This window comes from Bradyrhizobium iriomotense (assembly GCF_018129405.1).
Lineage (GTDB): Bacteria > Pseudomonadota > Alphaproteobacteria > Rhizobiales > Xanthobacteraceae > Bradyrhizobium > Bradyrhizobium iriomotense_B.
Genome location: NZ_JAFCLP010000018.1, coordinates 40,831 through 66,780 on the forward strand (window position 1 = coordinate 40,831; position 25,950 = coordinate 66,780).

The window sequence follows — 25,950 nt, forward strand, 5'->3', positions numbered from 1 at the left end:
CCCCCTCACCCCGCCCTCTCAGCGCGAGCGAGGCTCGTCGCGGCCCCGCAAGCGGGGAGAGGGGGAAGAGCTCTTCCACCTCTCCGCAAACCGGTGCAGCGGCATGACCATCTCGCACAGCTCCCGCCCCAGCGCCGTCAGTCCATAACCTCCGCCGTCGCCCAGCTCCACGAACCCCGCCTCGCGCAGCTCCGTCAGTCGCGCTTGCAGCACCGTGGGCGAGGCTTCGTCGCAGGCCGTGCGCAGGGCGCGGGAGGTGAGGGGCTCGCCGCGCAATTCCCAGAGAATCCGCAAGGCCCAGCGCCGGCCGAGCAGGTCGAGCAATGCCATGATCGGCCGCCCGGTGCGTGAGCCGCGGACGCTGCGTGTCTTTGAGCCGGCCTGTTTCGCCATCGGCGGTCCCTTGCGTTGTGCTACAAATAGTGTAGCGTATTGCTACGATAATTGTAGCAACGGAGACTGCCGATGTCTTCCGCCATGTCCGAGGCCATGCCGCGCATCGCGCCGCTTACCCCGCCTTATCCCCCGGAGATCCAGGCGCAGTTCGACCGCATCATGCGCGGCGCGCCGCCGCTGGTGCTGTTCCGGGTGATGGCGGGCCACGCCCGCGCCTGGGACAAGTTCCGCGCCGGCGGACTGCTCGATACCGGGCCGCTGTCGCTCCGCGAACGCGAGATCGTCATCGACCGCACCTGCGCGCTCAACAAATGCGAATACGAATGGGGCGTGCATGTCGCCGTCTTTGCCGGGCCGGCGAAGCTTACCGAGGAGGAGATCCGTGCCACCGTCCTGGGCAATGCGGCCTCACCCTGCTGGTCGGCGGCCGAGCAGGCGCTGATCACCGCCGTCGACGCGCTGCACCACCGTGCGACGCTGAGCGATGAAGAATTCGCCGCGCTGTCGGCGCATTACGACGAGTCGCAGATCCTGGAGATCATGCTGTTGTGCGGCTTCTATCGCACGGTGTCGTATCTGGCGAACGGGCTGCGGCTGCCGCTGGAGGAGAAGGCGGCGCGGTTTCCGGCGTAGCCCTCGCTGTCATTCCGGGACACGCGTAGCGTGAACCCGGAATCTCGAGATTCCGGGTTCGATGCTTCGCATCGCCCCGGAATGACTGTGCTTGGAACTACGCCACGCCCGCGCGCAGCAGGTCGTGCAGGTGCACGATGCCCACCACCTTGTCCGCTTCCGTCACCAGCAGCGTCGTGATCTTGCGGGTGTTCAGCACCTCGATCATCTCGCTCGCCAGCATCGACGGCGGCACGGACTTCGGCTGCTTGGTCATGATCTCGTCGACCGTCACCGTCAGAAGGTCGGGCCGCATGTGGCGGCGCAGATCGCCGTCGGTGATGATGCCGACGGCCTCGCCCGCGTTGTTGACGATGCAGACACAGCCGAGGCCCTTGGCGGACATCTCGACCACGGCGTCCGACATCTTTGTGCCTTCAGGCTTGAGCGGGATCTCGGCGCCGGTGCGCATGTAGTCGCGGACGAATTTCAGCATCGCGCCCAGCTTGCCGCCGGGATGGAAATGCGCGAATTCCAGCGCGGTGAAGCCGCGGCCTTCGAGCAGCGCGATCGCGATGGCATCGCCGATCGCGACCTGCATCATGGTCGAGGTGGTCGGCGCCAGATTGTGCGGGCAGGCCTCGCGGGCCTTGGGCAGCTCGATCACGATGTCGGCGGCTTGTCCCAGCGAGGACGAAGCGTTCGAGGTCACCGCGATCATCGGGATCGCAAAGCGCGCCGAATAGTTCACCAGCGTCTTCATCTCCGGCTGCTCGCCGGACCAGGACAGCGCCATGATGACGTCATCAGTGGTGATCATGCCGAGGTCGCCATGGGCGGCTTCCGCGGTGTGGACGAAGAAGGCCGGCGTGCCGGTCGAGGCCAGCGTCGCCGCGATCTTGCGCGCCATGTGCCCGGACTTGCCGAGCCCGGTGACGATGACGCGGCCCTTGGCGTTGCGGATCAGGTCGACCGCCCTCGCGAAGGTCGCGCCCAGCGGGCCGCGCAGCGCGGCGGCGAGGGCGTTGATGCCGCCGCTCTCCGTCTCCAGGGTGCGGAGCGCGGATTCGACGCTATCGGGGATGGAGCCGGATGATTGGGTCATCAGCGGTTTCGAACTCGGCATGTCCAGGTCCAGGGAGGAGGGGCGTTCGCCCGTTGGCGCCTGCTTAGCACGCCCCGGCTGGCGAGGCGACGAGTGCCCTAATGCCCTCAACCGGTCATTAACCATAATTGTTTTAACTCCATTAACGATGGGTTCCCGCCAGCCGGTCGGAGGCCGTCTTGGAAGTGTTTGATTTCGTTGGAGTTATTCTATCGTGGGGTCGTCTCCAGGCAGGGGCCGGAGCAAACGCGCGCATTTCCTGCGCGCCGCTTTGCCGTGCCTCGCGCTGACGGCCCTCGGCACCATTCCGGCGGCGGCCCAGAGCCTCACGCCCGACCTGTTCAATCCCAACCGCGGCGGCTTTGCTTCGCCCGACACGCTGCCGACGCGCCGCACGGCGGCCGTGCCGCAGGCGCCGTCGGACGCGCTGCCGGTGCTGCCCGATCCCAATGCCGATCCGCGCAGGAGCCAGCAGGCGCCGGCAACCTCGCGCGTCGGGCAGGTTCCGACCTACGGCCTGCCGGCTGCCAATGGCGCCAGCGGCTCCGGCTACGACTCGCTCAACCGCAAGCGGCAGCAGCCAAAGCTCTATCCCGGCCAGGCCAAGCCGAAGCGCCCGCTCGGCCCCGGCTCGCCGCCGCCACCGGCAACGCCGGTCAGGACGCTGGGTCCGCCGCGCATCGCGCCGCCGCCGTCCGAGAATGCGCACAAGACACCGGTACCGCCGGCGATGGCCGGCAACGTGCCCGGCCAGCCGCTGCGCCGTCGCCTCAAGGCCGATGACGACGCGTTCGGCGCGGTCGGCGATTACGCCGGCAGCTTCCTGATCAAGGGCGGGCTCGAACTCTCCGCCGGCTACGACACCAACCCGGCGCGCCTGAACATGCCGGTCGGCTCGCCGGCCTATGTCGTCGCGCCCGATCTCCTTGTCGTGTCCGACTGGGAGCGCCACGCGCTGGTCGCGGATTTGCGCGGCTCGTTCTCGGGCTACACCAACAACATGCCGGCGACGATCAACGGCTTTGCTTCGCCCTCGCCGGTCGAGATCGACCGTCCTGACTTCACCGGCCATGTCGACGGCCGCGTCGATGTCAGCCGCGATCTCAAACTGACCTCGCAGCTGCGCCTGCGGCTCGCCACGGACAATCCCGGCAGCCCCAACGTGCAGGCCGGCCTGCAGAAATATCCGGTCTATGCCACCTATGGCACGACGATCGGCTTCGACCAGACCTTCAACCGCTTCCAGGTCGCCGCCGGCGCCACCGTCGATCGCACCGCCTACACCGATTCAAAGCTCACCGACGGCTCGACCTCCAGCAATGACGACCGCGACTTCAACCAGTATGGTGGCGTCGGCCGCTTCTCCTACGATCTGAAGCCGGGACTGAAGCCGTTCGTCGAGATCCAGGGCGACACCCGCGTCCACGACCAGGCCGCCGACCGCAACGGCTATTTCCGAGATTCAAACGGCGGCTATGCCAAGGTCGGCTCGTCCTTCGAATTCTCGCGCATCCTCACCGGCGAGATCTCGGTCGGCTATTCCGCGCGCAACTATGTCGATCCGCGCCTCAGCCAGCTCTCCGGCTTCCTCACCGCGGGCTCGCTGATCTGGAATGCGAGCGGCCTCACCACGGTGAAATTCTTCACCGACACGCAGATCAACGAGACCACGGTCCCCGGCTCATCCGGCGTGCTCGTGCACACCTATGCCGCCGAAGTTGACCACGACTTCCGCCGCTGGCTCACCGCCATCGGCAAGTTTACCTACGGCACCTACGACTACCAGAACCAGAACCGCAACGACAAAACCTACTCGCTCGAAGGCAATTTGATCTACAAGCTCAACCGCAACGTCTGGATCAAGGGCACGCTGCGGCACGACATCCTGGATTCGAACCAGGCGGGGTCGAGCTCGCAGGGGACGGTGGTGATGGTCGGGGTGAGGCTGCAGAACTGAGGATTACCGCCGGTGACCACCGGCGGCGCCAAGGTGTCGTCCTGGCGAAAGCCAGGACCCATTACCCGAGGGAGTAGTTTGGCGAAGGCTCGCAGTTCGGTACTACGACCGACTGCCATCGATAGATTCCGCGGTATGGGTCCTGGCTTTCGCCAGGACGACGGCGGATTGTTTGTCCGCCGTCGAGCTTGCACAGTGGACTACCGCGGCAGATCCGTCTTCCCCATCAGGAACGTATCAATCGACCGGGCGCACAGCCGGCCCTCGCGGATGGCCCACACCACCAGCGACTGGCCGCGGCGCATGTCGCCGGCGGAGAACACATTCGGGCGCGAGGTCTGGTAGTCGAGCGTGTTGGCCTTGACGTTGCCACGCGGGTCGAGCTCGACCGATAGCAGCTTCAAGAGGCCCTCGTGCACGGGGTGCACAAAACCCATGGCAAGCAGGACGAGCTCGGCATCGAGCTCGAACTCGGTGCCGGCAATCGGCTTGAACTTGTCGTCGACGTGGACGCAGTGCAGCTTCTTGATCTGGCCGTTCTCGCCGGAAAACTTCTGGGTCAGCACGGCGTATTCGCGGATGGCGCCTTCGGCCTGGCTGGAGGAGGTGCGCATCTTCAGCGGCCAGTTCGGCCAGGTCAGGCCCTTGTTCTCGCGCTCGGGCGGGGCGGGCATGATCTCGAGCTGGGTCACCGACAGCGCGCCCTGGCGCAGCGAGGTGCCGATGCAGTCCGAGCCGGTGTCGCCGCCGCCGATGACGACGACATGCTTGCCGCCGGCCAAAATCTCCTGGACGCCGTTCAAGGGCTCGCTGGAGACGCGGCGGTTCTGCTGCGGCAGGAAGTCCATGGCGTAGTGGATGCCGGCGAGATCGCGGCCGGGGATCGGCAGGTCGCGCGGGGCTTCAGCGCCACCGGTCAGCGCCACGGCGTCATACTCGTTGAGCATCTCGCGCGGATCGACGTTGCCGTCAGCGCCGACATGGCTGTTGTAGTGGAAGGTGACGCCTTCGCCTTCCATCTGCTTGACGCGGCGGTCGATGACGTCCTTCTCCATCTTGAAGTCGGGGATGCCGTAACGGAGCAGGCCGCCGGCCTTGGCGTACTTCTCGTAGACATGCACATCGTGGCCGGCGCGCGCGAGCTGCTGCGCGCAGGCCATGCCGGCCGGACCCGAGCCGATCACGGCGACCTTCTTGCCCGTCTTCACCGAGGCCACTTCCGGCTTCAGCCAGCCATTGTCCCAGGCGCGGTCGACGATCGCGCATTCGATGGTCTTGATGGTAACAGGGTTGTCGTCGATGTTGAGCGTGCAGGACGCCTCGCACGGCGCCGGGCAGATGCGCCCGGTGAACTCGGGGAAATTGTTGGTCGAGTGCAGGTTGCGCGAGGCCTCTTCCCAGTTGCCCTGGTAGACGAGGTCGTTCCAGTCGGGGATCTGGTTGTTGACCGGGCAGCCGGGCGTGCCGGGCGCGACCGAGCCGGTGCCGTGGCAATAGGGAATGCCGCAGTTCATGCAGCGCGCGGCCTGGTCGCGCACTTCCTTCTCGCTCAAGGGAACGACGAACTCGTTGTAATGCTTCACGCGCTCGGCGACCGGGGTGTACTTGCGGTCGTGCCGTTCGATTTCCAGAAAACCCGTGATCTTGCCCATTAAACCCGAAGTCCCTGCCGTTTTCTTTTCCGTCGTTCCGGGATGCGCGCGCCGCGCGCAGACCCGGAACCTGGAGGTTATCTTTGCGAGATTCCGGGTTCGCGCTTTGCGCGCCCCGGAATGACGCGAGTTGAGAGTTACGCCCCGATCGCGATTTTCGGCTCGGCGTCCGCGTTGGCGGCCATTTCGCGCAGCGCGCGCCGGTACTCGACCGGCATCACCTTGCGGAATTTGGGCAGCCAGTCCTTCCAATTGGCAAGGATCTCGACGGCGCGCTTGGAGCCGGTCGCCTTGGCGTGGCGCGAGATCAGGACGTGCAGCCGCTCGACGTCGGAGGCGAGCAGGTTCTTGAACACGTCGACCCGGCCGTGCGCCTCGAGGTCACCGGAGTGGTTATAGGTGCCGGCGTTGATCAGCTCTTCCGACAGCACCGGCTCGAGTTCGACCATTGCCATGTTGCACAGCTTGTCGAAGTCGCCGGTCTCGTCCAGCACGTAGGCAATGCCGCCCGACATGCCGGCCGCGAAGTTGCGCCCGGTCTTGCCGAGCACGACCACGATGCCGCCGGTCATGTATTCGCAGCAATGATCGCCCGCGCCCTCGACCACGGCGACCGCACCCGAGTTACGCACGGCGAAGCGCTCGCCGGCGATGCCGCGGAAGTAGCATTCGCCCTGGATCGCGCCGTACATCACGGTGTTGCCGACGATGATGCTCTCTTCGGGCACGATTGCCGAGTTCGCCGGCGGCTTGACGATGATCTTGCCGCCCGAGAGGCCCTTGCCGACATAGTCGTTGGCTTCGCCTTCGAGCTCGAAGGTGACGCCCTGCGCCAGCCACGCGCCGAAGGCCTGACCCGCGGTGCCCTTGAGGCCGACATGGATGGTGTCGTGCGGCAGGCCGGCATGGCCGTAGATCTTGGCGACCGCGCCCGACAGCATCGCACCGGCGGAGCGGTTGGTGCTGTTGATCGCAGCTTCGATCTTCACCGGCGCGCCGCGGTCGAGCGCAGGCGTCGCCTTCTCGATCAGCGAGCGGTCGAGCACCGCTTCCAGATGATGGTTCTGGCGCTCGGAGTGATAGATCTTCTGGCCCTTCTCTTCCTTCTGCTTGACGAAGAGCTTCGAGAAGTCGAGGCCCTTGGCCTTCCAGTGCGCGACCAGGCGGGTCTGGTCGAGCAGCTGAACCTGACCGACCATCTCGTTGAAGGTGCGGAAGCCGAGCGAGGCCATGATCTCGCGGACTTCCTCCGCGACGAAGAAGAAGTAGTTGATCACGTGCTCGGGCTGGCCGGTGAAGCGCTTGCGCAGGACGGGGTCCTGGGTGGCGACGCCGACCGGGCAGGTGTTGAGATGGCACTTGCGCATCATGATGCAGCCGGCCGCGATCAGCGGCGCGGTGGCGAAGCCGAACTCGTCGGCGCCGAGCAGCGCGCCGATCACGACGTCACGGCCGGTGCGGAAGCCGCCGTCGACCTGGACCACGATGCGGCTGCGCAGCCGCTCGCGCACCAGCGTCTGGTGGGTTTCGGCAAGGCCGATCTCCCACGGCGAGCCGGCATGCTTGATCGAGGTCAGCGGCGAAGCGCCGGTGCCGCCTTCGAAGCCCGCAATGGTGACATGGTCGGCGCGCGCCTTGGCGACGCCTGCGGCGACCGTGCCGACGCCGATCTCGGAGACGAGCTTGACCGAAACGTCGCCCGTCGGGTTGACGTTCTTGAGGTCGTAGATGAGCTGCGCCAGATCCTCGATCGAATAGATGTCGTGGTGCGGCGGCGGCGAGATCAGGCCGACGCCCGGCGTCGAGTGCCGGACCTTGGCGATGGTGGCGTCGACCTTGTGGCCGGGCAGCTGGCCGCCTTCGCCGGGCTTGGCACCCTGCGCCATCTTGATCTGCATCATGTCGGAGTTGACGAGATACTCCGTAGTGACGCCGAAGCGGCCCGAGGCGACCTGCTTGATCGCCGAACGCATGGAATCACCGTTCGGCATCGGCTTGAAGCGGTCCGCTTCCTCGCCGCCTTCGCCGGTGTTCGACTTGCCGCCGATCCGGTTCATGGCGATCGCGAGCGTAGTGTGCGCCTCGCGCGAGATCGAGCCGAAGCTCATCGCACCCGTGGCGAAACGCCTGACGATGTCCTTGGCCGGCTCGACCTGGTCGAGCGGGATCGGCTTGCGCTTCTCTTCCTCGGCGTTCTTGATCCGGAACAGGCCGCGCAGCGTCAAAAGGCGCTCCGACTGCTCGTTGAGGATCTTTGCGAAGGCGCGGTAGCGCTCCTGCGAATTGCCGCGCGCGGCGTGCTGCAGCAGCGAGACCGATTCGGCGGTCCAGGCATGGTCCTCGCCGCGGCTGCGATAGGCATATTCGCCGCCGACATCGAGCGCGCCCTTGTAGACCAGCGCCTCGCCGAACGCGTCGGCATGGCGGCGCACGGCCTCTTCCGCGATCTCGGCGAGACCGACGCCCTCGACGCGGGTATGCGTGCCGGCGAAGAACTTCGACACGAAGTCCGCCTTGAGGCCGACGGCGTCGAAGATCTGCGCGCCGCAATAGGACTGGTAGGTCGAGATGCCCATCTTGGACATCACCTTGAGCAGGCCCTTGCCGATCGACTTGATGTAGCGCTTGACGATCTCGTAGTCGTCGAGCGAGCCGGGCAGGCGGTCCTTCATCGCGATGATGGTCTCGAACGCCAGGTACGGATTGATCGCTTCGGCGCCGTAGCCTGCAAGGCAGGCGAAGTGATGCACTTCGCGCGGCTCGCCGGATTCGACGACGAGACCGACCGAGGTGCGCAGTCCGACGCGGATCAGATGATGATGCACGGCGGCGCAGGCCAGCAGTGCCGGGATCGGCACGCGGTCGGTGCCGACCATGCGGTCGGACAGGATGATGATGTTGACGCCCTCGCGTACCGCGCTTTCCGCGCGCGCGCAGAGCTCGTCCAGCACCTGGTCCATGCCGGCCGCGCCGAGACCGGCGTGGAAGGTGGTGTCCAGCGTACGCGACTTGAAATGGGAGTCGGCGACATCAGAGATCGAGCGGATCTTTTCCAGGTCCGCGTCGGTCAGGATCGGCTGGCGCACTTCGAGGCGCTTGGTCGTGGCCAGGCCCTGCAGGTCGAACAGGTTCGGCCGCGGTCCGATGATGGAGACGAGGCTCATCACCAGCTCCTCGCGGATCGGGTCGATCGGCGGGTTGGTGACCTGCGCGAAGTTCTGCTTGAAGTAGGTGAACAGCGGCTTGGCCTTGTCCGACAGCGCCGAGATCGGCGTGTCGTTGCCCATCGAGCCCGCGGCTTCCTCGCCCGTGGCCGCCATCGGCGTCATCAGGATGGTGATGTCTTCCTGGCTGTAGCCGAACGCCTGCTGGCGATCGAGCAGCGACAGGTTCGAGCGCACGCCGGTGGTCGGCACCTTCGGCAGCTCTTCCAGCACGATCTGGGTCCGCTCCAGCCACTCCTTGTAGGGGTGGCTCCTGGCGAGCTCGGCCTTGATCTCGTCGTCCGGGATCAGGCGGCCCTGCTCGAGGTCGACCAGCAGCATCTTGCCGGGCTGCAGGCGCCACTTGGTGATGATCTGGTCCTCGGGGATCGTCAGCACGCCCATCTCGGACGCCATCACGATGCGGTCGTCCTTGGTCACGAGATAGCGCGCGGGCCTGAGGCCGTTGCGGTCGAGCGTGGCGCCGATCTGGCGGCCGTCGGTGAAGGCGATCGCGGCGGGGCCGTCCCACGGCTCCATCAGTGCGGCATGATATTCGTAGAAGGCGCGGCGCTTTTCATCCATCAAGGGATTGCCGGCCCACGCCTCCGGAATCATCATCATGACGGCGTGCGGCAGCGAGTAGCCGCCCTGCACCAGGAATTCGAGCGCGTTGTCGAAGCAGGCGGTGTCCGACTGGCCTTCATAGGAGATGGGCCAGAGCCGGTTGATGTCCTTGCCGTAGAGCTCGGAGCTCACCGAGGCCTGGCGTGCCGCCATCCAGTTGGTGTTGCCGCGCAGCGTGTTGATCTCGCCGTTATGCGCGATCATGCGATAGGGATGCGCCAGCGACCACGCCGGGAAGGTGTTGGTCGAGAAGCGCTGGTGAACGAGGGCGAGCGCGCTCTCGAAGTCCGCCTCATGCAAATCGGGATAGTACTTGCCGAGCTGATCGGCGAGGAACATGCCCTTGTAGATCACGGTGCGGCAGGACATCGAGCACGGGTAATAGCCGGAGAGGCCGCGGTCGCGACGCTGATAGATCGCCTGCGAGATCGACTTGCGCAGGATGTAGAGCCGGCGCTCGAACTCGTCCTCGGTCTTGGCGGTGCCGTTGCGGCCGATGAACACCTGCATGCAGGCGGGCTCGGTCGGCTTCACGGTGACGCCGAGCGAGGAATTGTCGGTCGGTACGTCGCGCCAGCCGAGCAGGGTCAGACCCTCGTCCCTGATCTGGTCGCCGATGATGCTCTTGATGACGTTGCGCCAGGCGGTGTCGCGCGGCATGAACAGCGCGCCGATGGCATATTCGCCGGGCGCCGGCAGCGTGAAGCCGAGCTCCTTGGCCTTGCGGCTGAAGAAGCTGTGCGGGATCTGCACCAGGATGCCGGCGCCGTCACCGGCGCGCGGGTCGGCGCCGACAGCGCCGCGATGCTCGAGGTTGCAGAGGATGCTCAGCGCGTCCGCGACGATCTCGCGCGACTTCTTGCCCTTGATGTTGGCGATGAAGCCGACGCCGCAGGAGTCCTTCTCCAGGCTCGGATCGTAGAGACCTTCGGCGGGAGGGCGCGAATTGTGCTCCTGAATCGGATCGGTCGTTTTCGAGGCGACCGTCGCCGACAGCTCTTCTGCCACGATGTTTGCGCGCTCGAATTGCGACCCGTTCATTGTTCCTGTCCTCTCCATGCGGCAAGCTGTCTCACCGCTCTCTTCGGCGCACCTTGGGCGTTCCGCGGCACCCGCCTCTGGGTCACCGCTCGTCCGCTGCGAGCCGCATTTTCTTAAATTCAGGCCTAGGCGTTCTACGTCCCCGAGAACGGCTTTGCCTGTTGCCTTCTTGGCGCTCGAGAGCACCGACTTTCGTTGCAATCCCTATGCCGGAACCGCAAGCAAATTTAAGACAGCTTTCCTGTCCTAACCATCACCTTGCCAAATTTTTGTCTAGCACACAAGCGCGCGAAAGTCCCGATTCCCGATATGTCAATCAATCGCTTTCCGAAAGTTGCGCGGCCCCGGTTTTGAAGCAAACGCGCCCTGATCCGGCCCTGTGGACGCCGAAATCCCCGATGAAGCTTCGGATCGGCCCTTCGGAAGGCGCGCCACGCCGCAAGAAGCGAAAGAGCGCGTTCCATCCGGGGTCTGACAGGAGCGTCTCGACCATGAAGTTTTTCACAGGATGTGTGGCCGCCGCCGCGCTGGCGCTGGCCGCAAGCACGGCTCAAGCGCAAGTTCCCGCGAGCGGTATTTCGGGAGGGGCCATGATCGCGGTCTCGGATTTCGACGGGCCGTATGCGCCCCCGGAAGCCGCGCCGCCTCCGCCGCCGCGCTATGGCTACGGCTATGGCTACGAAGAGCGCGGCCCGGCCCCGGCACTGCTGCCGTCGACGGAGGTGTACGCGGTGTTGCGCGACAACGGCTTCTCGCCGCTCGGCATCCCGCGGCTGCGCGGCAGCGTCTACACCATCGCGGTGATCGACCGCCGCGGCGACGACGGCCGGCTCGTGATCGACGCCCGCGACGGCCGGATCATCCGCTTCATGCCCGCGGCCGATGCCTACGGCATGGCGCCGCCCTATGGGGAGCATGCGGTCGCGCCTTATGGCCCGCAAAGCGCGCTGCCGCCGCCGACCACGATCCGCAGCGGCCCGCCACGCCCGCCCGCCTCGATCCCACACGTTGCGAGGCGCACCGTGCCGCTGCCCAAGGCCGCCCCGCCACGCGGCGAGGCGCCGGTCGCGGCGGTGAAGCCGGCTGAGCCGGCACAGCAGGCCCAGACTCAAGCGCCGCAGGCTCAGCCCGCTCAGGCGCAACCTGCCCAGCAGACCGCCGCCGCCGTGCAGGCAAAGCCCGCCGAGGCTGCGCCGCAAGCCACTGCGCCAACCGTCGGCCAGGGCAAGCCTGCTCCGACCATCCAGCCGACGCAGGAGATGCCGGCCGCGCAGGGGCTGGATTAGGCGCGCTCATAATCGGCTCGCTGTGAGAGGCGAGCCGCGTGCCACACCCACGGCGTCGTCCTGGCCTAGTGCGCAATTGCGCACGGGGGCCAGGACCCATACCGCGAGGTCTATCGATTGCGGGCGGTGTGAGTACCGGGCGAAGGGTCTTCGCCAAACCACTCCCTGGGGTAATGGGTCCTGGCTTTCGCCAGGACGACATTGGAGCAAAACAAAAGGCGCCCGAGATTTCAGGCGCCTTTTGCTTTCACGCAATCACCTCAACTCCGCGGATATCCCGCCGCCTCCAGGATCAAATTCGCCACTTCCTTCGGATGCGACACCAGCGAGAGGTGGCCGGCATCGAGCTCGACCGTGGTGGCGTTCATGCGCTTGGCAAGGAAGCGTTCGAGATCGGGGTTGATGGTGTAGTCGCTCTTCGACACCGCGTACCAGCTCGGCTTGCTGTGCCATGCCGCTTCCGTGGTGCGGCCGGCGAAGATCGAGGCCGCCGTCGGCCACTGCACGGCGTAGAGCTCCTTGGCCTGCTCCGGCTTCACGCCATTGGCGAAATATTTCAGGAAGGATTCTTCCGACAGCTTGGTGTAGCCGTCGCGCTCGACGATGCCGGCGCGCACGGGGCCGGTCGGAAACTGCTTCGACAGCGCGACGAAATCCTCGTTCGCATCGGGCGCGCGTGCAGCGACGTAGACGAGACCGGTGACCTTCGGGTCGGTGCCGACCTGGCTGATCACGGTGCCGCCCCAGGAATGCGCGACCAGCACGGTCGGGCCATCCTGCTCGGCCAGCGCGCGCTTGGTTGCTTCGACGGAATCGGCAAGCGACGACAGCGGATTCTGCACGGCGGTGACGTTGAGGCCGGCCGCCTGAAGGATCGGGATCACCTCCGACCAGCTCGAGCCATCGGCCCAGGCGCCGTGCACCAGCACGACGTTCTTTGCCTTCACGGTTTGCGGCGTCTGCGCGTGAGCGAGGCTGAGAGGGGCCGCCAGCAGGCTCGCGGCGACGAAAAGGCTGCGCCAAAGGGTCATCATCGTTCTCCGTCTTGTTTTGGGGTCGATGCCCAAAGGACGGAGCAAGCGGCAGCGGCGTTACGCGGCTCACCAGTCTGTGATGCGGTGCAGCAGTCCAATGTTTGCGAGAAGGCCGCTTAACCACCGGTGTCGTCCTGGCGAAGGCCAGGATCCATACCGCGAGGTCTATCGGTGGTGCGCGGTAGAAGTACCGAATGACGAATCTTCGCCAAACAGCTCCCTGGGGTAATGGGTCCTGGCCTTCGCCAGGACGACACCGGGGAGGAAGTTGGGCAAAACGAAAAAACGCCCCGGGGCACCGGGGCGTTTTCGCAACCTGGAAGTCGTGTGTGCTTAGGCGGCTTGCGCGGCCGAGCCTTCGATCACCTTCGCGGCTTGCGCGCTGGTGTTGATCGCGATCTGGCGCGGCTTCTTGGCCTCGGGAATCTCGCGGACGAGGTCGACGTGAAGCAGGCCGTTCTCGAGCGAGGCGTCCTTCACCTGCACGAAATCGGCAAGCTGGAAGGCGCGCTCGAAGGCACGCGCGGCGATGCCGCGGTAGAGCACTTCGGATTTCGAGTTCTCATTGGCGACTTTCTCGCCCTTGATCGTCAGCGTGTTTTCCTTCGCGACGATGGAGAGCTCGTCCTTGGCAAAGCCAGAGACCGCGACGGTGATGCGGTAGGCGTTCTCGCCGGTGCGCTCGATATTGTAGGGGGGATAGCCGGGGCTGCCGTCAGAGCTGGCCTGGTCGAGCAGGTTGAACAGACGGTCGAAGCCGACGGTGGAACGATAGAAGGGGGTGAGATCGTAGGTACGCATGGTCAAGTCCTCCATTGAGCGACTGCTTAAGTAACCCGCCCGCCATCGGGCCGGGCTTTAGTTCTGTGTGCAGCCTGATGTTCCGGTTCCGAAACACTGGTAGCGGCCTGCACGAAGGTGATATGGGTGGGGTGAGACGGCGTTCAAGAGGGCGGCAACAGCGCCTTTTCGGCGCTCCCGCCCCTTGATTTGCAGCACTTCGCGCCCAGCCCTCCAATCATGACGCTGCTCTCGATCCCGTCCAACCCCGTTCCCGAAAACGTCGTCAGCGGCACCATCAAGACCCCCGATGGCGCCGAGCTGCGCTACGCGCGCTGGGCGCCGCCGGCGGGCCGCAAGGGCACGGTCTGCGTCTTCACCGGGCGCAGCGAGCAGATCGAGAAATATTTCGAGACCGTGCGCGATTTGCGCGACCGCGGCTTTGCGGTGGCGATGATCGACTGGCGCGGGCAGGGCCATTCCTCGCGGCGCCTGCGCGATCCGCGCAAGGGCTATGTGCGCGACTTCTCCGATTTCGAGATCGACGTCGAGACCTTCGTGCAGCAGGTGGTGCTGCCGGATTGTCCGCCGCCCTTCTTCGCGCTCGCCCACTCCATGGGCGGCACGGTGATGCTGCGGGTGGCGCATGCGGGCAAGCGCTGGTTCGACCGCATGGTGCTGTCGGCACCGATGATCGATCTGCCCGGCCGCACCACCGCGTTTCCGGCGCGGGCGCTGCTGAGGACGATGCGCCTGATGGGGATGGGTGGCCGCTACGTCCCCGGCGGCAGCGACCGCATCACCGGGCTCGACCCCTTCATCAACAATCCCCTGACCAGCGATCCCGTGCGCTATGCGCGCAACGCCGCGATCCTGGAGGAGGACTCGACGCTCGGGCTGGCGTCACCGACGGTCGCCTGGGCCGACACCGCCTTTCGTGCGATGCATACCTTCAAGGGCATGAACTATCCCTCCGAGATCCGCCAGCCGATCCTGATGCTGGCAGCCTCCAACGACACCGTGGTCTCCACCGCGGCGATCGAGGAGTTCGCCTATCACTTGCGCGCCGGCTCGCATCTCGTGATCGCCGGTGCCAAGCACGAGATCCTCCAGGAGCAGGATCGCTACCGCTCCCAGTTCTGGGCCGCCTTCGACGCCTTCGTGCCGGGCACGCCGCTGTTCAAGTGAGAGACGGTCTGTTCCCTCGTCCGCAGGCGGGGGAAGGTGCAGCTTACAGCGTCTTCAGATACTCGATCAGGTCGTAGCGCTCTTGCTCCTTGAGCACGCGGCCGATGGTGCCGTCCTTGCCGGGGCCCGGCGTGCCGTCGAACGAGTGGCCGGCATTGCTGTTGCCGTACATGTCGGTGCCATCAGACGCCCGCGTCGAGAAGCGCGACTGCCCGGTCTTGCAGCTCTCGCCGTCGGCGACCGCGAAGCCGACCTGCTTCGGATCGTAGTCGCGGCCACCACCCATGCAGAACGATTTCGGGCGCTCGGCCGCTGGGCTCAGCATCCAGTAGAGCGAGGGGACCGATCCGTTGTGCAGGTAAGGTGCTGTGGCCCAGACGCCGTTGAGCGGGCGCGCGCGATACCAGGGCCCCGGCTCCTTCTTCTCGGCCGGCTGCGGACCGGGATTGGGGCAGTTCTTGCGCTTGCCCCACCAGGCTTGCTGCACTTTCGGCTCGATCTTGGCATCGTCCATCGCCTTGCGGCTGACGATGTCGACAAGCACCATCAGGCCGAGCGAGTAGGGCATGTCGGTCGAAGAAACATCCGGCAGATTGCAGCTCCACCAGGCATTGAGATTCTGCGTGGGATCGAGCTTGAGGAAGCCCGGCACCTGAACCGTCCGCGTCGCCAGCACACTGGCCTGAGCGGGGTCGGTCCCCATGCCCTTGGCGCTCTTCTGCACCTCGTTCAGGAATTTGTCGTCGCCGATGGTCTCCCACCGTGACGAGGACCAGATGCTCTGGCTCGGAAATTCGGTGTCGAACACGGGATCGTTGACCGGACCGAGATGGCATTCGGTGCAGATCTCCGCATAGAGCTTGCGGCCGCGTTTGACGCGGTCGCCATCGATCTTCCACGCATCATCGCCGAAGATGTCCGACGGCCATTTCGGCGATGTCAGTCCGGAGAGCTGCTTCTTCGGATAGGGCGCCTGCCCCTTCAGCAGATCCTCGATCCAGTTCAGATTCTTGATGTCCATCGAGGAGCGGAACAGCGTGTCCTTGGGCGTATTGTCGGACAGGTTGAGCAGCGCGGTCACGCCCAGCGCCTCGCCGGCGTTGCGGATCAGCGGTTGTTCGATCGACGCGTCATATTGCGCGTATTTGAGCCAGGGCACGGTCCAGATCGGCGGGAAGCTGACCGGCGCGTCCTTGGCATGCAGATTCTTCTCGAAGCCGCTGAGCCCGCTGAGCGCCATGTCCTGGGAGAAGACCTGGTTGCCGATGCGATTGAGCGCGTCGAGGCGGCCATAACCTTCCTCGGTGTCCTGCTGCGGCTCGTCCCGCTTGGTCTTCTCGTTGAACCGCGTCTTGCCCTCGATGGTCTTAGCGTAGGTCTTCTCCCAGTCGACCAGGAACGTGCCGATCGCACTCAGCTTCTGCTTCAGCGCATCGCGGTCCGCATCGCTGGCGGAGGGGCCGAGCACGCGATCGGCGAAGCGCGTGAAGCGGCCCGGCACGTAGAGCGTGTAGGCGATCGACAGGCCGGTCGTGACCTCGAGCTTCCTGAGGTCGGTCATCGCCGGGCCGCCGTCGAAGCGAATGTCGATGCCCTTGTAGTGGATCTGGCCGGTGTGGCAGGCGGCGCAGGTCAGGCCGATCCGGTCCTCGCCGATCTGGCCGGTCGCAGGATCGGGTACGCCGGTCATGCGTGCGAAGCCGACGGGCAGGCCGCCGACGTTTTCGGCCTGGGCACCCCAGTTCACCGGCGGATCCCAGAGCCGCGCCGGCACCGGCTTCGTCTTGTCGTAGACGTTGGCATAGCCGAACCGGCGCAGCGTGGCGTCGTCGGTGTTGATCGTCTGCGGGCTCGGGATGAAGCCGAAGCGCTGCAGATGGTCGCTGTCATGCAGCATTCCGGGCTTTGCGAAGAAATGAAGCCGCGGCTGCTCGAGCGCCATGAACCAGCGATAGGGCACCGGGAAGGTCGCGGTGCCCTGGCTGGTGTGATGAAACCAGTGCCGGTCCTCCAGCGCCCAATTCTGCTCGAGCCAGTAGGCGGCCCGGGGTTCGACAAGCTTCGGCAACGGCGGCGCCACGAGGTCCCCGAGAATGCCGGGCAGCATCGGCTGGAATTGATCCGGAAAGCGCAGCGCCACGACGCCAAAGACGAGAAGCGCGGCGACGAGCCCGCCGGCAGCGCGCAAGATCAGCGAGGGCGGGGTGACCGGCTGGCTGACGACCCGCTGGGTGATCCTGTCAGGGAATTTGCGCTCGTTGAACAATGTCCTCACCTCGGCCACGCTGAGATAGCGGTCGTCACCCTGACCCTTGCCCATGATCTTGAGCAGGATCGGCCACTCGAACTTCATCAGGATCGGGTAGTACCAGCGCGCTTGCTTGCCGGCGCGCTTGAGGTTGTCCTTCATGAAGGTCTGGATTTGCGAGGCGTTGAGCCCGGTCTCGGTGCCCGCATCGGGATCGGCATAGGTGCTGCCGAAACTGGCGAGCCGCGCGATCTCGTCCTCGTTGACGCGCCCGTCGACGCCGAGGATGCGCGAGCCGGCACCGAGCTTATCGAGCGGGCCGCCGCGCAGCATGTTGAGCTGCGCGCCCCAGAAGATGCTTTGCAGGATGTGACAGGCGCCGTTGGCGATCAGCGCGACGCCGCGGACCTGGATGCGGGCCGAGGTCTTCTTCAGCCCGGTCTCGCCGCTTGCATTCGCGATGGTCTGCGACAGCGTCCGGAGCGGGACGGTGCCGCCATCGACGAAGCCTTCGCCGACGAGGCCGCGCAGGAAGGGGCAGGGATTGTTCGGCGAGACCTGGATCGAGGGGTCGAAGGGCGGCTTCGAAGCGGGGTCATGCATGGCCCAAAATCCTGAAAGCGGCGAATCGTGAAATACGGACGCGCCGATCAAGCGCGGAAAGTCCTAACAAACCGACAGCAGCTTATACTACTTCAGCGTGTAACGAAGTGTGGCTGAATTCACTGTCCTGTCAACAAGAGCAGGCACGAGTTCGCCAAGGGGTGTGTGAAAGGGATCGTGAAGGGGCCCGCGGACCGCGGTCACGATTCGGCGGCGCGTTTGAGGTCGCTCTGGACCAGGGTCAGCTTGCTGAGCGGCACGCCCGCTTTCAGCAGCCCGTCGCGGTAATGGGCGATGTCCTCAGGCCGCTTCCAGTGGAAATTGCGCAGGTGACGGTCGACGTTCAGGGTCGGGTAATTGCCCATGAGCACATGGGTCGCCTCGCTTGCCTCATCGTCCCGCCCCAACTGCGCCAGGGCCGCGGCGCGGATTGCCAGCGCCTGCATGTGGTTCGGGTTGATGTAGAGCTGCTCGCGGGCCCAGGACAGGGTCGCGTCATATTGCCGTAGGAGATAATGGCTGAAGGCGTTCAGCGCCGCCCATTGATAGCGCGGGTCGCTGTTGTCGCGCTGCGAGGCCATCGAGAACAGCTCGATCGCCTCGCGATGCTCGCCGATGATGAAATGGCAGATGCCGAGTACCCCGCGCGCGCCGTTGTCATAGGGGTTGAGCGCGACCGCACGTTTGGCGGCGTCCATCGCGGCCTCGTAATGGCCCTCCATGCCGTGAGCCCAGGACAGGATCGAGAATGCGAAGGAGGAGCGCGGATCGAGCCGGACGCTGGTCTCGGCGAGGTGCATCGCCTCGGCCCACATCTCCCGCGTGCCCTTGACCCAGCCGAACTGGATGCTCTGGATCTGGATCGTGGCGAGATAGGCATGCGCGATCGACAGTTTGGGATCGAGCCCAATGGCCTCCCGGAACAGGTCGACGGCGGCGACCAGATCTTCCTTGGTCTGCCGGTAGTAATGCGACAGTCCCTTGAGGAAGCGGTCCCAGGCGGTCACGTCGGTCGAGAGCCTCGCCGGCGCCGAGGCTTCCGCCCGGACGATCTCGGTGGCGATGGCGGCGGACAGATTGGTGGTGATCTCGTCCTGCATCGCGAACAGGTCGCCGATGTCGCGGTCGTAACGCCCGGTCCAGAGCTGCTCGCCGGTCTCCGGCGCGATCAGTTCGGCGGTGACGCGGATCTTGGCGCCGGAGCGCCGCACCGAGCCCTGGATCAGATAGGTGGCGTCGATCTCGCGCGCGATCAGGCGCGTGCTCAAATTCTTGCCCTTGAAGGCGAAGGTCGAGTTGCGGCTCAGCACGCGATAGAAGGATTGCAGCGACAGCGCGTGGATGAGATCCTCGGTGAGGCCGTCGGAGAAATATTCGTCCTGGGCGTCGCTGAGATTGGCAAAGGGCAGCACGCCGACGATCGCCGTGCGGTACTGCTGCGAGAGGGCGGATGCTTCCCGGAGTTCCGGCGCGAGCGCCGGCGCGCCCTCGGGCGTCCAGGTAAAGACCCCGACCGCATCCTTGATGTTCTTGAAGCGGTGGTTGCCGGCGTCGGTCAGCAGCACGGTGAGATGCTTGCTCGCCTCCCGGTAGGCCTTGGCCGAGATGGCGAAGCCGCCGGGGCTTGCCACGGATTCGAGGCGGACGGCGATGTTGACATCGTCGCCGAAGACCTCGTCCTCGTCGGCGATGACGTCGCCCATATGGATGCCGAGCCGGAACTGCATGGCGCGGTCGGCCGGCAGATGGTGGTTGCGCTCCGCCATCAGCGTCTGCATCGCGATCGCCGCCTCGGTGGCGCCGACGATGGAGGCGAACTCCAGCAGGAAGCCGTCGCCGGTGTTCTTCACGACGCGGCCGCCGTGATTGAGGATGATGGGGTGAATCGCGGCGCGATGGGCCTTGAAGGCGGCATGGGTGCCGGCTTCGTCGCTGCCCATCATGCGCGAATAGCCGGCGACATCGGCGCAGACGATGGCTGCCAGACGTCTTTCCATATCCTCGGAGCTCCAGGGGAGGGGGGACCGGCCACGGCGTGGCAGTCGCCTCGAATCCCGCATTTCAAGAACCCTGCCTTTATAAAGCAGATGGGGCCGAGCGAAAGTATCAACCGCATTGCAAATTCGAAGTAAATCCTACGCAATCCCGGCGGTGGACGGGGCGGAGCGAACCGATTAAGCCCGGCTTTCAGGGCCGCAGGGCGGGCCGGGCGGGGGCATTTCACATGCTGGGCATTCACGAAATCTGGCTCTTCATCCTGTCGGGCATACTGCTCAACATCACGCCCGGGCCTGATAGCGTCTATGTGATCGGCCGCAGCATGCAGATGGGCTGGCGGGGCGGCGCGGCCGCGGCATTTGGCATCAGTTGCGGCTGCTTTTTCCATGTCGCGGGCGCGGCGATCGGGCTTTCGGCCCTGCTGATGGCCTCCTCGACGGCTTTCTCGATCCTGAAGCTCGTCGGCGCGGCCTATCTGGTCGTGACCGGCCTCCAGATGCTGTGGTCGCGGCCGGCGCTGGCGTCGGCCATCGACGAGCCGGAGCGGAGCTCGCTGCGGCGGGTGTTCCTGCAGGGCGTCTTCACCAACGCGCTCAATCCCAAGGTCGCGCTGTTCTTTCTGGCCTTCCTGCCGCAATTCGTCGCAGCCGATGCGCCTCACAAGCCGCTCGCCTTCCTGACGCTCGGCCTGATCTTCATCTTTACGGGAACGCTGTGGTGCCTGGTGCTCGCCGCGTTCGCGGCCAAGGCCGCCCATCGCCTGCGGAGCTCCGAGGGCGCGATCGCCTGGGTCAATCGCGCGCTCGGCGGCCTCTTCATCTATCTCGGTGTCCGCGTCGCCATGCTGGAGAGCCGGTAACTCGTTCGAACGAATGACATGGGGTAGCGTACGATCTGCGTTTACGCGAATTCCTTCGCCAGCGCGCTGCCGGCCAGATAAAGGCCGAGCAGGATCATCGCAATCAGGAACCAGCGGCGAAACGCTTCCGCCGGCATCCGCGCCCGCACCGACTGGCCGATGAACATGCCGGCAAAGGCCATGGCAAGGCCCACGGCGCCCGGCACGGCATTGGCGGGCGTCAGCAATCCGCCGGCGCTGAGATTGAAGGCGAGCGCCAGCGTCGCTGTCGTGAAGAACACGCCGAGCGCCTGCACCAGTTCGTCCTTCTCCATGCCGATCGCCTGCATGAACGGCATCGACGGGATCACCTGCACGCCTGTCGAGGCCGAGATCACGCCGGTGACGACCCCGACCACGCCGCCGATCCATTTCTCGTTCTCAGGCGCGACGCGGAACTGGAATTTGTTCAGGCCGATCACCGCGTAGATGACGAGCAGGACGCCGAGCACGATGGTGCCGTAGCGCGCATGAGGTCCGGTCAGCGCGCCGGCATTGAGCCAGCAGCCGATCACGGTGCCGATCATCAGCGGCCACAGCCGCCGCAGGATGTCGCGCAAATGGGGGCCGACGAAGGTCTGCCAGATGTTGGTGACGATGGCCGGCACGATCACGATGGCGATGGCGCGGCTCGGCGCCATGTTCACCGCGAGCAGGCCCATGGACACGGTCGGCAGTCCGAGCCCGATCACGCCCTTGACGAATCCGGCCATCAGGAAGACGGCGGCAATGATGACGAGAAGCGGGTCGATCATGTCAGGCACATTGACCGATGCCGCGATCAGGCACAATCTGGAGGTTACGGAGCCAGCCTTCGTCAGCTACGAAGTCTAGAGCACGATCCGGACCCGCAGGGCCGCGTCAGCGCAAAGTGTGGAGCGGTTTTCCGAAAGATCGTGCTCAATCAACAAGGTTGGAGAGACCTGCCATGCGTTTCGACCTCGTCGATCTCCAGCTCTTCATAGCGGTCGCCGACCAGCGCAGCATCACGCGCGGCGCGGAGCGGTCGCATCTGGCGCTGGCCTCGGCCAGCGCGCGCATCAAGGGCCTGGAGGATGCGCTCGGCGTCGCGCTGCTGAAGCGCGGGCGCCGCGGCGTCGAGTTGACCGCGGCCGGCGAGAGCCTGCTCGATCATGCCAGGCTCGTGCTCCACCAGATCGACGCCATGCGAGGCGACCTCGCCGGCTTTGCCAGCGGCGTGCGCGCGAGCGTGCATTTCCTCGTCAACACCTCCGGCCTGTCGGAGCACCTGCCGAAGGCGCTGGCCGGATTCCTGCACGAGCACCGCGATGTCGCCGTCGACATCGAGGAGCGCGAGAGCACCGACATCGCGGCCGCGATCACCGCGGGGGCCGCCGATCTCGGTTTCGCCGCCGAGCACGCCCTGCCCGACCATATCGAGCGCTTCGTGTTCAGCGAGGATCACCTGACATTGGTGACGTCGCGCCGCGGCCCGTTCGCCGGCCGCCGCCAGATCGATTTCCAGGAGACGGGTGCTTGCGACTTCGTCGGGCTCACCAGCGCCACGGCGCTGCAGATGCACATTTCGAAGCACGCCGCCCGGCTCGGCATGCGCCCGCATTACCGCGCGCGCCTGCGCGACTTCGACGCGATCTGCCAGATGGTCGCCGCCGACGTCGGCATCGCCCTGGTGCCGATATCCGCCGCCCGCCGCTGCGCCAGGCTGATGCCGCTCACCATGGTCCGCCTGCGCGATGCCTGGGCCAATCGCCGCCTCGTGATCTGCGCGCGCAGCTTCAAGACGCTGCCGCGGCCGGCGAAGATGCTGGTGGAGCATCTGAGGGCGGCGGCGGTGTGAGGGTCGAGAGACTTACTTCTCCGTCTCGACGCCGGCGTCCTTGATCACCTTCGCCCACTTCCTGGTTTCGTCCGCGATGAAGCTGCGAAAATGCTCCGGCTCGTCACCGATCAGCGTCGCGCCTTGCGCGGCGAGCTTCTCCTTCACCGCCGGATCTGCCATCGCCTTGGTCGCGAGGCCATGCAGCACGGTGACGATCTCCTTCGGCGTGCCTTTTGGTGCGACCATGCCGTACCAGTTCTCGACGCGCAGATCGGGAAGACCCGCTTCCGAAAGTGTCGGCACATCGGGCGCCGTTGGGGCACGTTCGGCGGAGCCGACCGCGAGGGGGCGCAACGCGCCCGCCTTGACCTGCGGCAGCAGCACCGGGAGATCGAGGAAGGTCATCTGCACCTGCTGGCCGAGGAGATCGTTCACGGCAGGAGCTGCGCCGCGATAGGGCACGTGCACGATGTCGATCTTGGCGGTCAGCTTGAACAGCTCACCGGCGAGATGCGGCAGGCTGCCGGGTCCGGAGGAGGCGAAGTTGAGCTTTCCCGGCTGCGCTTTCGCGAGCGCGATCAGCTCGCCGATGTCCTTGGCGGGTACATTGGTGGCGACGACAAGCATTTCCGGCACGGTCGCAACCAGCGTCACCGGCGTCAGGTCGGTCTGGGTGTCGTAGGCGACCCGCTCCATGCTCGGGCTGATCGCGAGCGCGCCGGCCGAGGAGATCGCGATGGTGTAGCCGTCGGGCGCGGCCTTCGAGACCGCATCGGTGCCGAGCACGCCGCCCTGGCCGCCGCGATTGTCGATCAGCACCGGCTGCCCCGACAGTTCCGACATGCGCTGGCCGATCACGCGCGCGATGATGTCATTGGGGCCGCCGGCCGGGAACGGCACGATCAGCTTGATCGGTTTTGCGGGAAAATTCTGCGCGGACGCCACTGACGGCAGCAGCAATAACAATCCAACGAGCAGCCTGCGTGAGATGGTCATGCAAGCCTCCCGCTCGCCTTTGTTATTGGTTGAGCAGCTTCAGCGCTTCTTCGTGAACTCTGGCGTCGCCGGCGGCGACGATGCGGCCGCCGCCCTGCGCCGGCTTGCCCTCCCAGGTGGTGACGACGCCGCCGGCGCCGGTCACGATCGGGATCAGGGCCGCGATGTCGTAAGGCTTCAGCTCGGTCTCGACCACGAGATCGACATGGCCGGCCGCCAGCATGCAATAGGAGTAGCAGTCGCCGCCATAGCGCGACAGCCGCGCGCCCTGCTCGATGCGGCCGAAGATGGCGCGGTCGCGCTCGTTCATCAGCAGCGGAGAGGTGGTGTAGGTCGTCGCCTCCGACAGTGAGGCGCAGCGGCGGACCTGGAGCCGGCGCTCGCCGGAGGGGCCCTTGTAATTGGCCGAGCCGTTATCGCCGGAAAAGCGCTCGCCGATGAAGGGCTGGTGCATCATGCCGTAGACCGGCGAGCCCTTGTGCAGCAGCGCGATCAGCGTGCCCCAGATCGGGAAGCCGCCGATGAAGGATTTGGTGCCGTCGATGGGATCGAGCACCCAGACATAGTCGGCGTCCTCACGCTCATTGCCGAATTCCTCGCCGACAATGCCGTGCTGGGGGAAGCTCGCCTTGATCAGCCGCCGCATCACCGCCTCGGCTGCGCGGTCGGCCTCCGTCACCGGGTCGAAATCCTTGGTCTTGCTCTTGTCGTCGATCGACAGCGAGGTGCGGAAGAACGGCAGGATGGTTTCGCCGGAGGCGGTGGCGAGCCGTCCGATGAAGGCGGAGAAGTCGATCACCGTCACGGTGAGTTCCTCAAAACGAAAGTCAGTGTGAAGCTCGCTCCTGCCTAGCTCAAATCGCCTTCCGCGTGCAGCGCTGTCTTGATTTGCACCCTGGTATTTTGAATGCAGGGAGCCACTGCCTCATTCGAGTCATCTGCTGGCCAAATATCGATCACAGAGTTGAAAACTTAGTTCCGACCATGCCTCGTTCGTATGCAAATGACTATCAACCCATTGAAATTACTTATCAAAGAAACTGAATCCAGGTTTCTCTTAAAGCAATTGAGCCATGTGCGTATTGCATGGGAAACCGCTCAAAAGCCCTTGCACTTTGTGCGGCGCGGCCGCATATTGTTGCGGTGCGGTAGCGCTCTGCGTTACCGCTGCCCTCCTTGGGCGTTTCCTCCCTAGACTTGGGCCGCTTCTTCATTAGAAGCGGCCCTTTTTTCTTTGGGCCTCTGTTTTCATTTCAAGGCGCGCAGCGATCCGAAGCGCAAACGCGTTCGCGCCAGATGCGCGTGCCGAAAGCACGCGAGGAAAAAGCTGTCGTCTATTCCGCAGCGGCCTGGAACGGGCCGAGATCTCCGAACGGGATCGTGGTGGCCAGCACGTCGGCGAGCACCGCGAAGTCGGAGGCGATTTGCGCAAAGCGTGGGCCGCGCTCGCGCCGCCGCTCGTCCATGTAGATCGCGCGGTTGAGCTCGAGCTGCACCGCGTGCAGGCCGCTTGCGGGGTTGCCGTAATGCTCGGTGATGAAGCCGCCGGCATAGGGCTTGTTGCGGCCGATCGAATAGCCGAGCCCGCCCATGGTCTCCTCGACCCTGTCGGGCAGCAGTGGCGTGCAGCTGGTGCCGTAGCGGTCGCCGATCACGACGTCGGGCCGGCGCGGCTCGTCCCTGCTGACGCCGACCGACGGCATCGAGTGGCAGTCGACCAGCACCACGGTGCCGAACATCTGGTGCACCTTGTTGATCAGCCGGCGCAGCGCGCGATGATAGGGCTTGTACAGCGTCTCGATCCGCCCCAGCGCATCGTCGACCAGGATGCGCTCGCGATAGATCTCCTGGCCGTCCCCGACCACGCGCGGAATGGTGCCAAGTCCGCCGGCGACCCGCATCGAGCGGGTATTGGCAAAGCTCGGCAGGCGGCCGGTAAACATGCGGGGATCGAGCTCATAGGGCTCGCGATTGACGTCGACATAGGAGCGCGGAAAGTTGACCCGCACCGTCGGAAAGCCGCGCGCGCTCAAATGGCCGATCAGCTCGTCCATGAACGAATCTTCCGAGCGCCGCAGCGTCGGCAGATCGATCCTGGAGGCAGCGAGGAATTCGTCCGGATAGGTCGAGCCGGAATGGGGCGAGTTGAAGATGACAGGCGCGCGCCATTCGGCGGGCTCGAAGATCTCGAACGCTGGCGACATCTCGCCGTCAAACCGGGTCATCTTCTCAGGCTTCGTCCCTTACGCAGGCTTCGCCCCCTTTGGCGACGCACGATCCGGCATGGCCCCGGATCGAATGATTCGGCCGGTAGAGCGGCTCTTATGTGTCGTCATTGTCCGGAATCGCAACCATTCTGCCAAGCGAAAAGATGTGATGGGGGCTGGAACATGTCTTAACCCTGCGGGCATCGGGGTGGGGACCGGCTCGTCCAACGCGATTGATTCGGAGCCCATTCGGGTTCACAAAGAGCCGGCAGCGCAGCCGGCCCATGGTAAAGATTTTCACCCCAAATTTACCCTCTG

The 25,950-nt window shown here is 65.4% G+C and carries 18 protein-coding genes; 6 read left to right on the plus strand and 12 right to left on the minus strand.

Annotation, left to right across the window (positions count from 1 at the left end):
* Positions 1-18: 18 nt before the first annotated feature.
* Positions 19-393: a winged helix-turn-helix transcriptional regulator gene (locus tag JQ592_RS28780; protein WP_211406154.1), complete on the minus strand. Its 375-nt coding sequence runs from the start codon at positions 391-393 to the stop codon at positions 19-21.
* 84 nt (positions 394-477) lie between these two features.
* Between JQ592_RS28780 and JQ592_RS28785 the strand changes: the two genes are divergently transcribed.
* Entirely contained in the window at positions 478-1,029 is a 552-nt protein-coding gene (locus tag JQ592_RS28785) for a carboxymuconolactone decarboxylase family protein (RefSeq protein ID WP_211406256.1), read from the plus strand.
* Between the two features lie 97 nt (positions 1,030-1,126).
* On the opposite strand, the gene JQ592_RS28790 is transcribed toward JQ592_RS28785, so the two are convergent.
* On the minus strand, positions 1,127-2,134 hold the full coding sequence (locus JQ592_RS28790) for a KpsF/GutQ family sugar-phosphate isomerase (protein WP_211406155.1): 1,008 nt from the start codon (positions 2,132-2,134) through the stop codon (positions 1,127-1,129).
* 193 nt (positions 2,135-2,327) lie between these two features.
* Between JQ592_RS28790 and JQ592_RS28795 the strand changes: the two genes are divergently transcribed.
* The gene (locus JQ592_RS28795) at positions 2,328-4,070 is read left to right on the plus strand and encodes an outer membrane beta-barrel protein (RefSeq protein ID WP_211406156.1); all 1,743 of its coding nucleotides are present in this window, start codon (positions 2,328-2,330) and stop codon (positions 4,068-4,070) included.
* 200 nt (positions 4,071-4,270) lie between these two features.
* Here the strand turns inward: JQ592_RS28795 and JQ592_RS28800 are convergent, their stop codons facing one another.
* Both JQ592_RS28800 and gltB read right to left on the minus strand, forming a co-directional pair.
* Entirely contained in the window at positions 4,271-5,722 is a 1,452-nt protein-coding gene (locus JQ592_RS28800; RefSeq protein ID WP_211406157.1) for a glutamate synthase subunit beta, read from the minus strand.
* 137 nt (positions 5,723-5,859) lie between these two features.
* The gene (gene gltB, locus JQ592_RS28805) at positions 5,860-10,593 is read right to left on the minus strand and encodes a glutamate synthase large subunit (protein WP_211406158.1); all 4,734 of its coding nucleotides are present in this window, start codon (positions 10,591-10,593) and stop codon (positions 5,860-5,862) included.
* A 491-nt stretch (positions 10,594-11,084) separates the two neighbouring features.
* Here gltB and JQ592_RS28810 point away from each other — a divergent pair, with 491 nt between their 5' ends.
* Positions 11,085-11,879, plus strand: coding sequence for a hypothetical protein (locus tag JQ592_RS28810; protein WP_211406159.1), 795 nt, complete (start codon positions 11,085-11,087; stop codon positions 11,877-11,879).
* Between the two features lie 260 nt (positions 11,880-12,139).
* Here JQ592_RS28810 and JQ592_RS28815 read toward each other — a convergent pair whose 3' ends face one another.
* Positions 12,140-12,910: an alpha/beta fold hydrolase gene (locus JQ592_RS28815; RefSeq protein ID WP_211406160.1), complete on the minus strand. Its 771-nt coding sequence runs from the start codon at positions 12,908-12,910 to the stop codon at positions 12,140-12,142.
* Positions 12,911-13,246: 336 nt separating this feature from the next.
* On the minus strand, positions 13,247-13,714 hold the full coding sequence (locus JQ592_RS28820) for an Hsp20 family protein (protein WP_183242571.1): 468 nt from the start codon (positions 13,712-13,714) through the stop codon (positions 13,247-13,249).
* Positions 13,715-13,933: 219 nt separating this feature from the next.
* Here JQ592_RS28820 and JQ592_RS28825 point away from each other — a divergent pair, with 219 nt between their 5' ends.
* Positions 13,934-14,881 carry an alpha/beta hydrolase gene (locus tag JQ592_RS28825; protein ID WP_211406161.1) on the plus strand — a complete coding sequence of 316 codons (948 nt, stop codon included), beginning with the start codon at positions 13,934-13,936 and terminating at the stop codon, positions 14,879-14,881.
* 43 nt (positions 14,882-14,924) lie between these two features.
* On the opposite strand, the gene JQ592_RS28830 is transcribed toward JQ592_RS28825, so the two are convergent.
* Together JQ592_RS28830 and JQ592_RS28835 are read right to left on the minus strand one after the other, a co-directional pair.
* Complete coding sequence (locus JQ592_RS28830; protein ID WP_211406162.1) at positions 14,925-17,732, minus strand: di-heme-cytochrome C peroxidase; 2,808 nt, start codon at positions 17,730-17,732, stop codon at positions 14,925-14,927.
* A gap of 200 nt (positions 17,733-17,932) precedes the next feature.
* On the minus strand, positions 17,933-19,729 hold the full coding sequence (locus JQ592_RS28835; protein ID WP_211406163.1) for an adenylate/guanylate cyclase domain-containing protein: 1,797 nt from the start codon (positions 19,727-19,729) through the stop codon (positions 17,933-17,935).
* Positions 19,730-19,956: 227 nt separating this feature from the next.
* Between JQ592_RS28835 and JQ592_RS28840 the strand changes: the two genes are divergently transcribed.
* A complete protein-coding gene (locus JQ592_RS28840; protein ID WP_211406164.1) occupies positions 19,957-20,589 on the plus strand; it encodes a LysE family translocator in 633 nt (210 codons plus the stop codon).
* A gap of 41 nt (positions 20,590-20,630) precedes the next feature.
* Here the strand turns inward: JQ592_RS28840 and JQ592_RS28845 are convergent, their stop codons facing one another.
* Positions 20,631-21,383, minus strand: coding sequence for a sulfite exporter TauE/SafE family protein (locus tag JQ592_RS28845; RefSeq protein WP_211406165.1), 753 nt, complete (start codon positions 21,381-21,383; stop codon positions 20,631-20,633).
* 173 nt (positions 21,384-21,556) lie between these two features.
* On the opposite strand from JQ592_RS28845, the gene JQ592_RS28850 reads away from it, so the two are divergent.
* The gene (locus JQ592_RS28850) at positions 21,557-22,447 is read left to right on the plus strand and encodes a LysR substrate-binding domain-containing protein (RefSeq protein ID WP_211406166.1); all 891 of its coding nucleotides are present in this window, start codon (positions 21,557-21,559) and stop codon (positions 22,445-22,447) included.
* A 12-nt stretch (positions 22,448-22,459) separates the two neighbouring features.
* On the opposite strand, the gene JQ592_RS28855 is transcribed toward JQ592_RS28850, so the two are convergent.
* The 3 genes from JQ592_RS28855 to JQ592_RS28865 all read right to left on the minus strand — a co-directional run bounded on the left by JQ592_RS28855 (position 22,460) and on the right by JQ592_RS28865 (position 25,650).
* Complete coding sequence (locus JQ592_RS28855) at positions 22,460-23,425, minus strand: Bug family tripartite tricarboxylate transporter substrate binding protein (RefSeq protein WP_211406167.1); 966 nt, start codon at positions 23,423-23,425, stop codon at positions 22,460-22,462.
* Between the two features lie 22 nt (positions 23,426-23,447).
* The gene (hisN, locus tag JQ592_RS28860) at positions 23,448-24,230 is read right to left on the minus strand and encodes a histidinol-phosphatase (RefSeq protein WP_211406168.1); all 783 of its coding nucleotides are present in this window, start codon (positions 24,228-24,230) and stop codon (positions 23,448-23,450) included.
* Positions 24,231-24,759: 529 nt separating this feature from the next.
* Positions 24,760-25,650: an N-formylglutamate amidohydrolase gene (locus JQ592_RS28865; protein ID WP_211406169.1), complete on the minus strand. Its 891-nt coding sequence runs from the start codon at positions 25,648-25,650 to the stop codon at positions 24,760-24,762.
* Between the last annotated feature and the right edge of the window lie 300 nt (positions 25,651-25,950).

Excerpts from the sequence above, each read along its gene's own strand:
- JQ592_RS28785 (WP_211406256.1), top strand. The coding sequence starts at position 478 with ATGTCCGAGGCCATGCCGCGCATCGCGCCGCTTACCCCGCCTTATCCC.
- JQ592_RS28865 (WP_211406169.1), bottom strand. The coding sequence starts at position 25,650 with ATGACCCGGTTTGACGGCGAGATGTCGCCAGCGTTCGAGATCTTCGAG.
- JQ592_RS28815 (WP_211406160.1), bottom strand. The coding sequence starts at position 12,910 with ATGACCCTTTGGCGCAGCCTTTTCGTCGCCGCGAGCCTGCTGGCGGCC.
- JQ592_RS28845 (WP_211406165.1), bottom strand. The coding sequence starts at position 21,383 with ATGATCGACCCGCTTCTCGTCATCATTGCCGCCGTCTTCCTGATGGCC.
- JQ592_RS28850 (WP_211406166.1), top strand. The coding sequence starts at position 21,557 with ATGCGTTTCGACCTCGTCGATCTCCAGCTCTTCATAGCGGTCGCCGAC.
- JQ592_RS28825 (WP_211406161.1), top strand. The coding sequence starts at position 13,934 with ATGACGCTGCTCTCGATCCCGTCCAACCCCGTTCCCGAAAACGTCGTC.
- JQ592_RS28855 (WP_211406167.1), bottom strand. The coding sequence starts at position 23,425 with ATGACCATCTCACGCAGGCTGCTCGTTGGATTGTTATTGCTGCTGCCG.
- gltB (WP_211406158.1), bottom strand. The coding sequence starts at position 10,593 with ATGAACGGGTCGCAATTCGAGCGCGCAAACATCGTGGCAGAAGAGCTG.
- JQ592_RS28810 (WP_211406159.1), top strand. The coding sequence starts at position 11,085 with ATGAAGTTTTTCACAGGATGTGTGGCCGCCGCCGCGCTGGCGCTGGCC.
- JQ592_RS28800 (WP_211406157.1), bottom strand. The coding sequence starts at position 5,722 with ATGGGCAAGATCACGGGTTTTCTGGAAATCGAACGGCACGACCGCAAG.
- JQ592_RS28780 (WP_211406154.1), bottom strand. The coding sequence starts at position 393 with ATGGCGAAACAGGCCGGCTCAAAGACACGCAGCGTCCGCGGCTCACGC.
- JQ592_RS28820 (WP_183242571.1), bottom strand. The coding sequence starts at position 13,714 with ATGCGTACCTACGATCTCACCCCCTTCTATCGTTCCACCGTCGGCTTC.
- JQ592_RS28835 (WP_211406163.1), bottom strand. The coding sequence starts at position 19,729 with ATGGAAAGACGTCTGGCAGCCATCGTCTGCGCCGATGTCGCCGGCTAT.
- JQ592_RS28790 (WP_211406155.1), bottom strand. The coding sequence starts at position 2,134 with ATGCCGAGTTCGAAACCGCTGATGACCCAATCATCCGGCTCCATCCCC.
- JQ592_RS28830 (WP_211406162.1), bottom strand. The coding sequence starts at position 17,732 with ATGCATGACCCCGCTTCGAAGCCGCCCTTCGACCCCTCGATCCAGGTC.
- JQ592_RS28840 (WP_211406164.1), top strand. The coding sequence starts at position 19,957 with ATGCTGGGCATTCACGAAATCTGGCTCTTCATCCTGTCGGGCATACTG.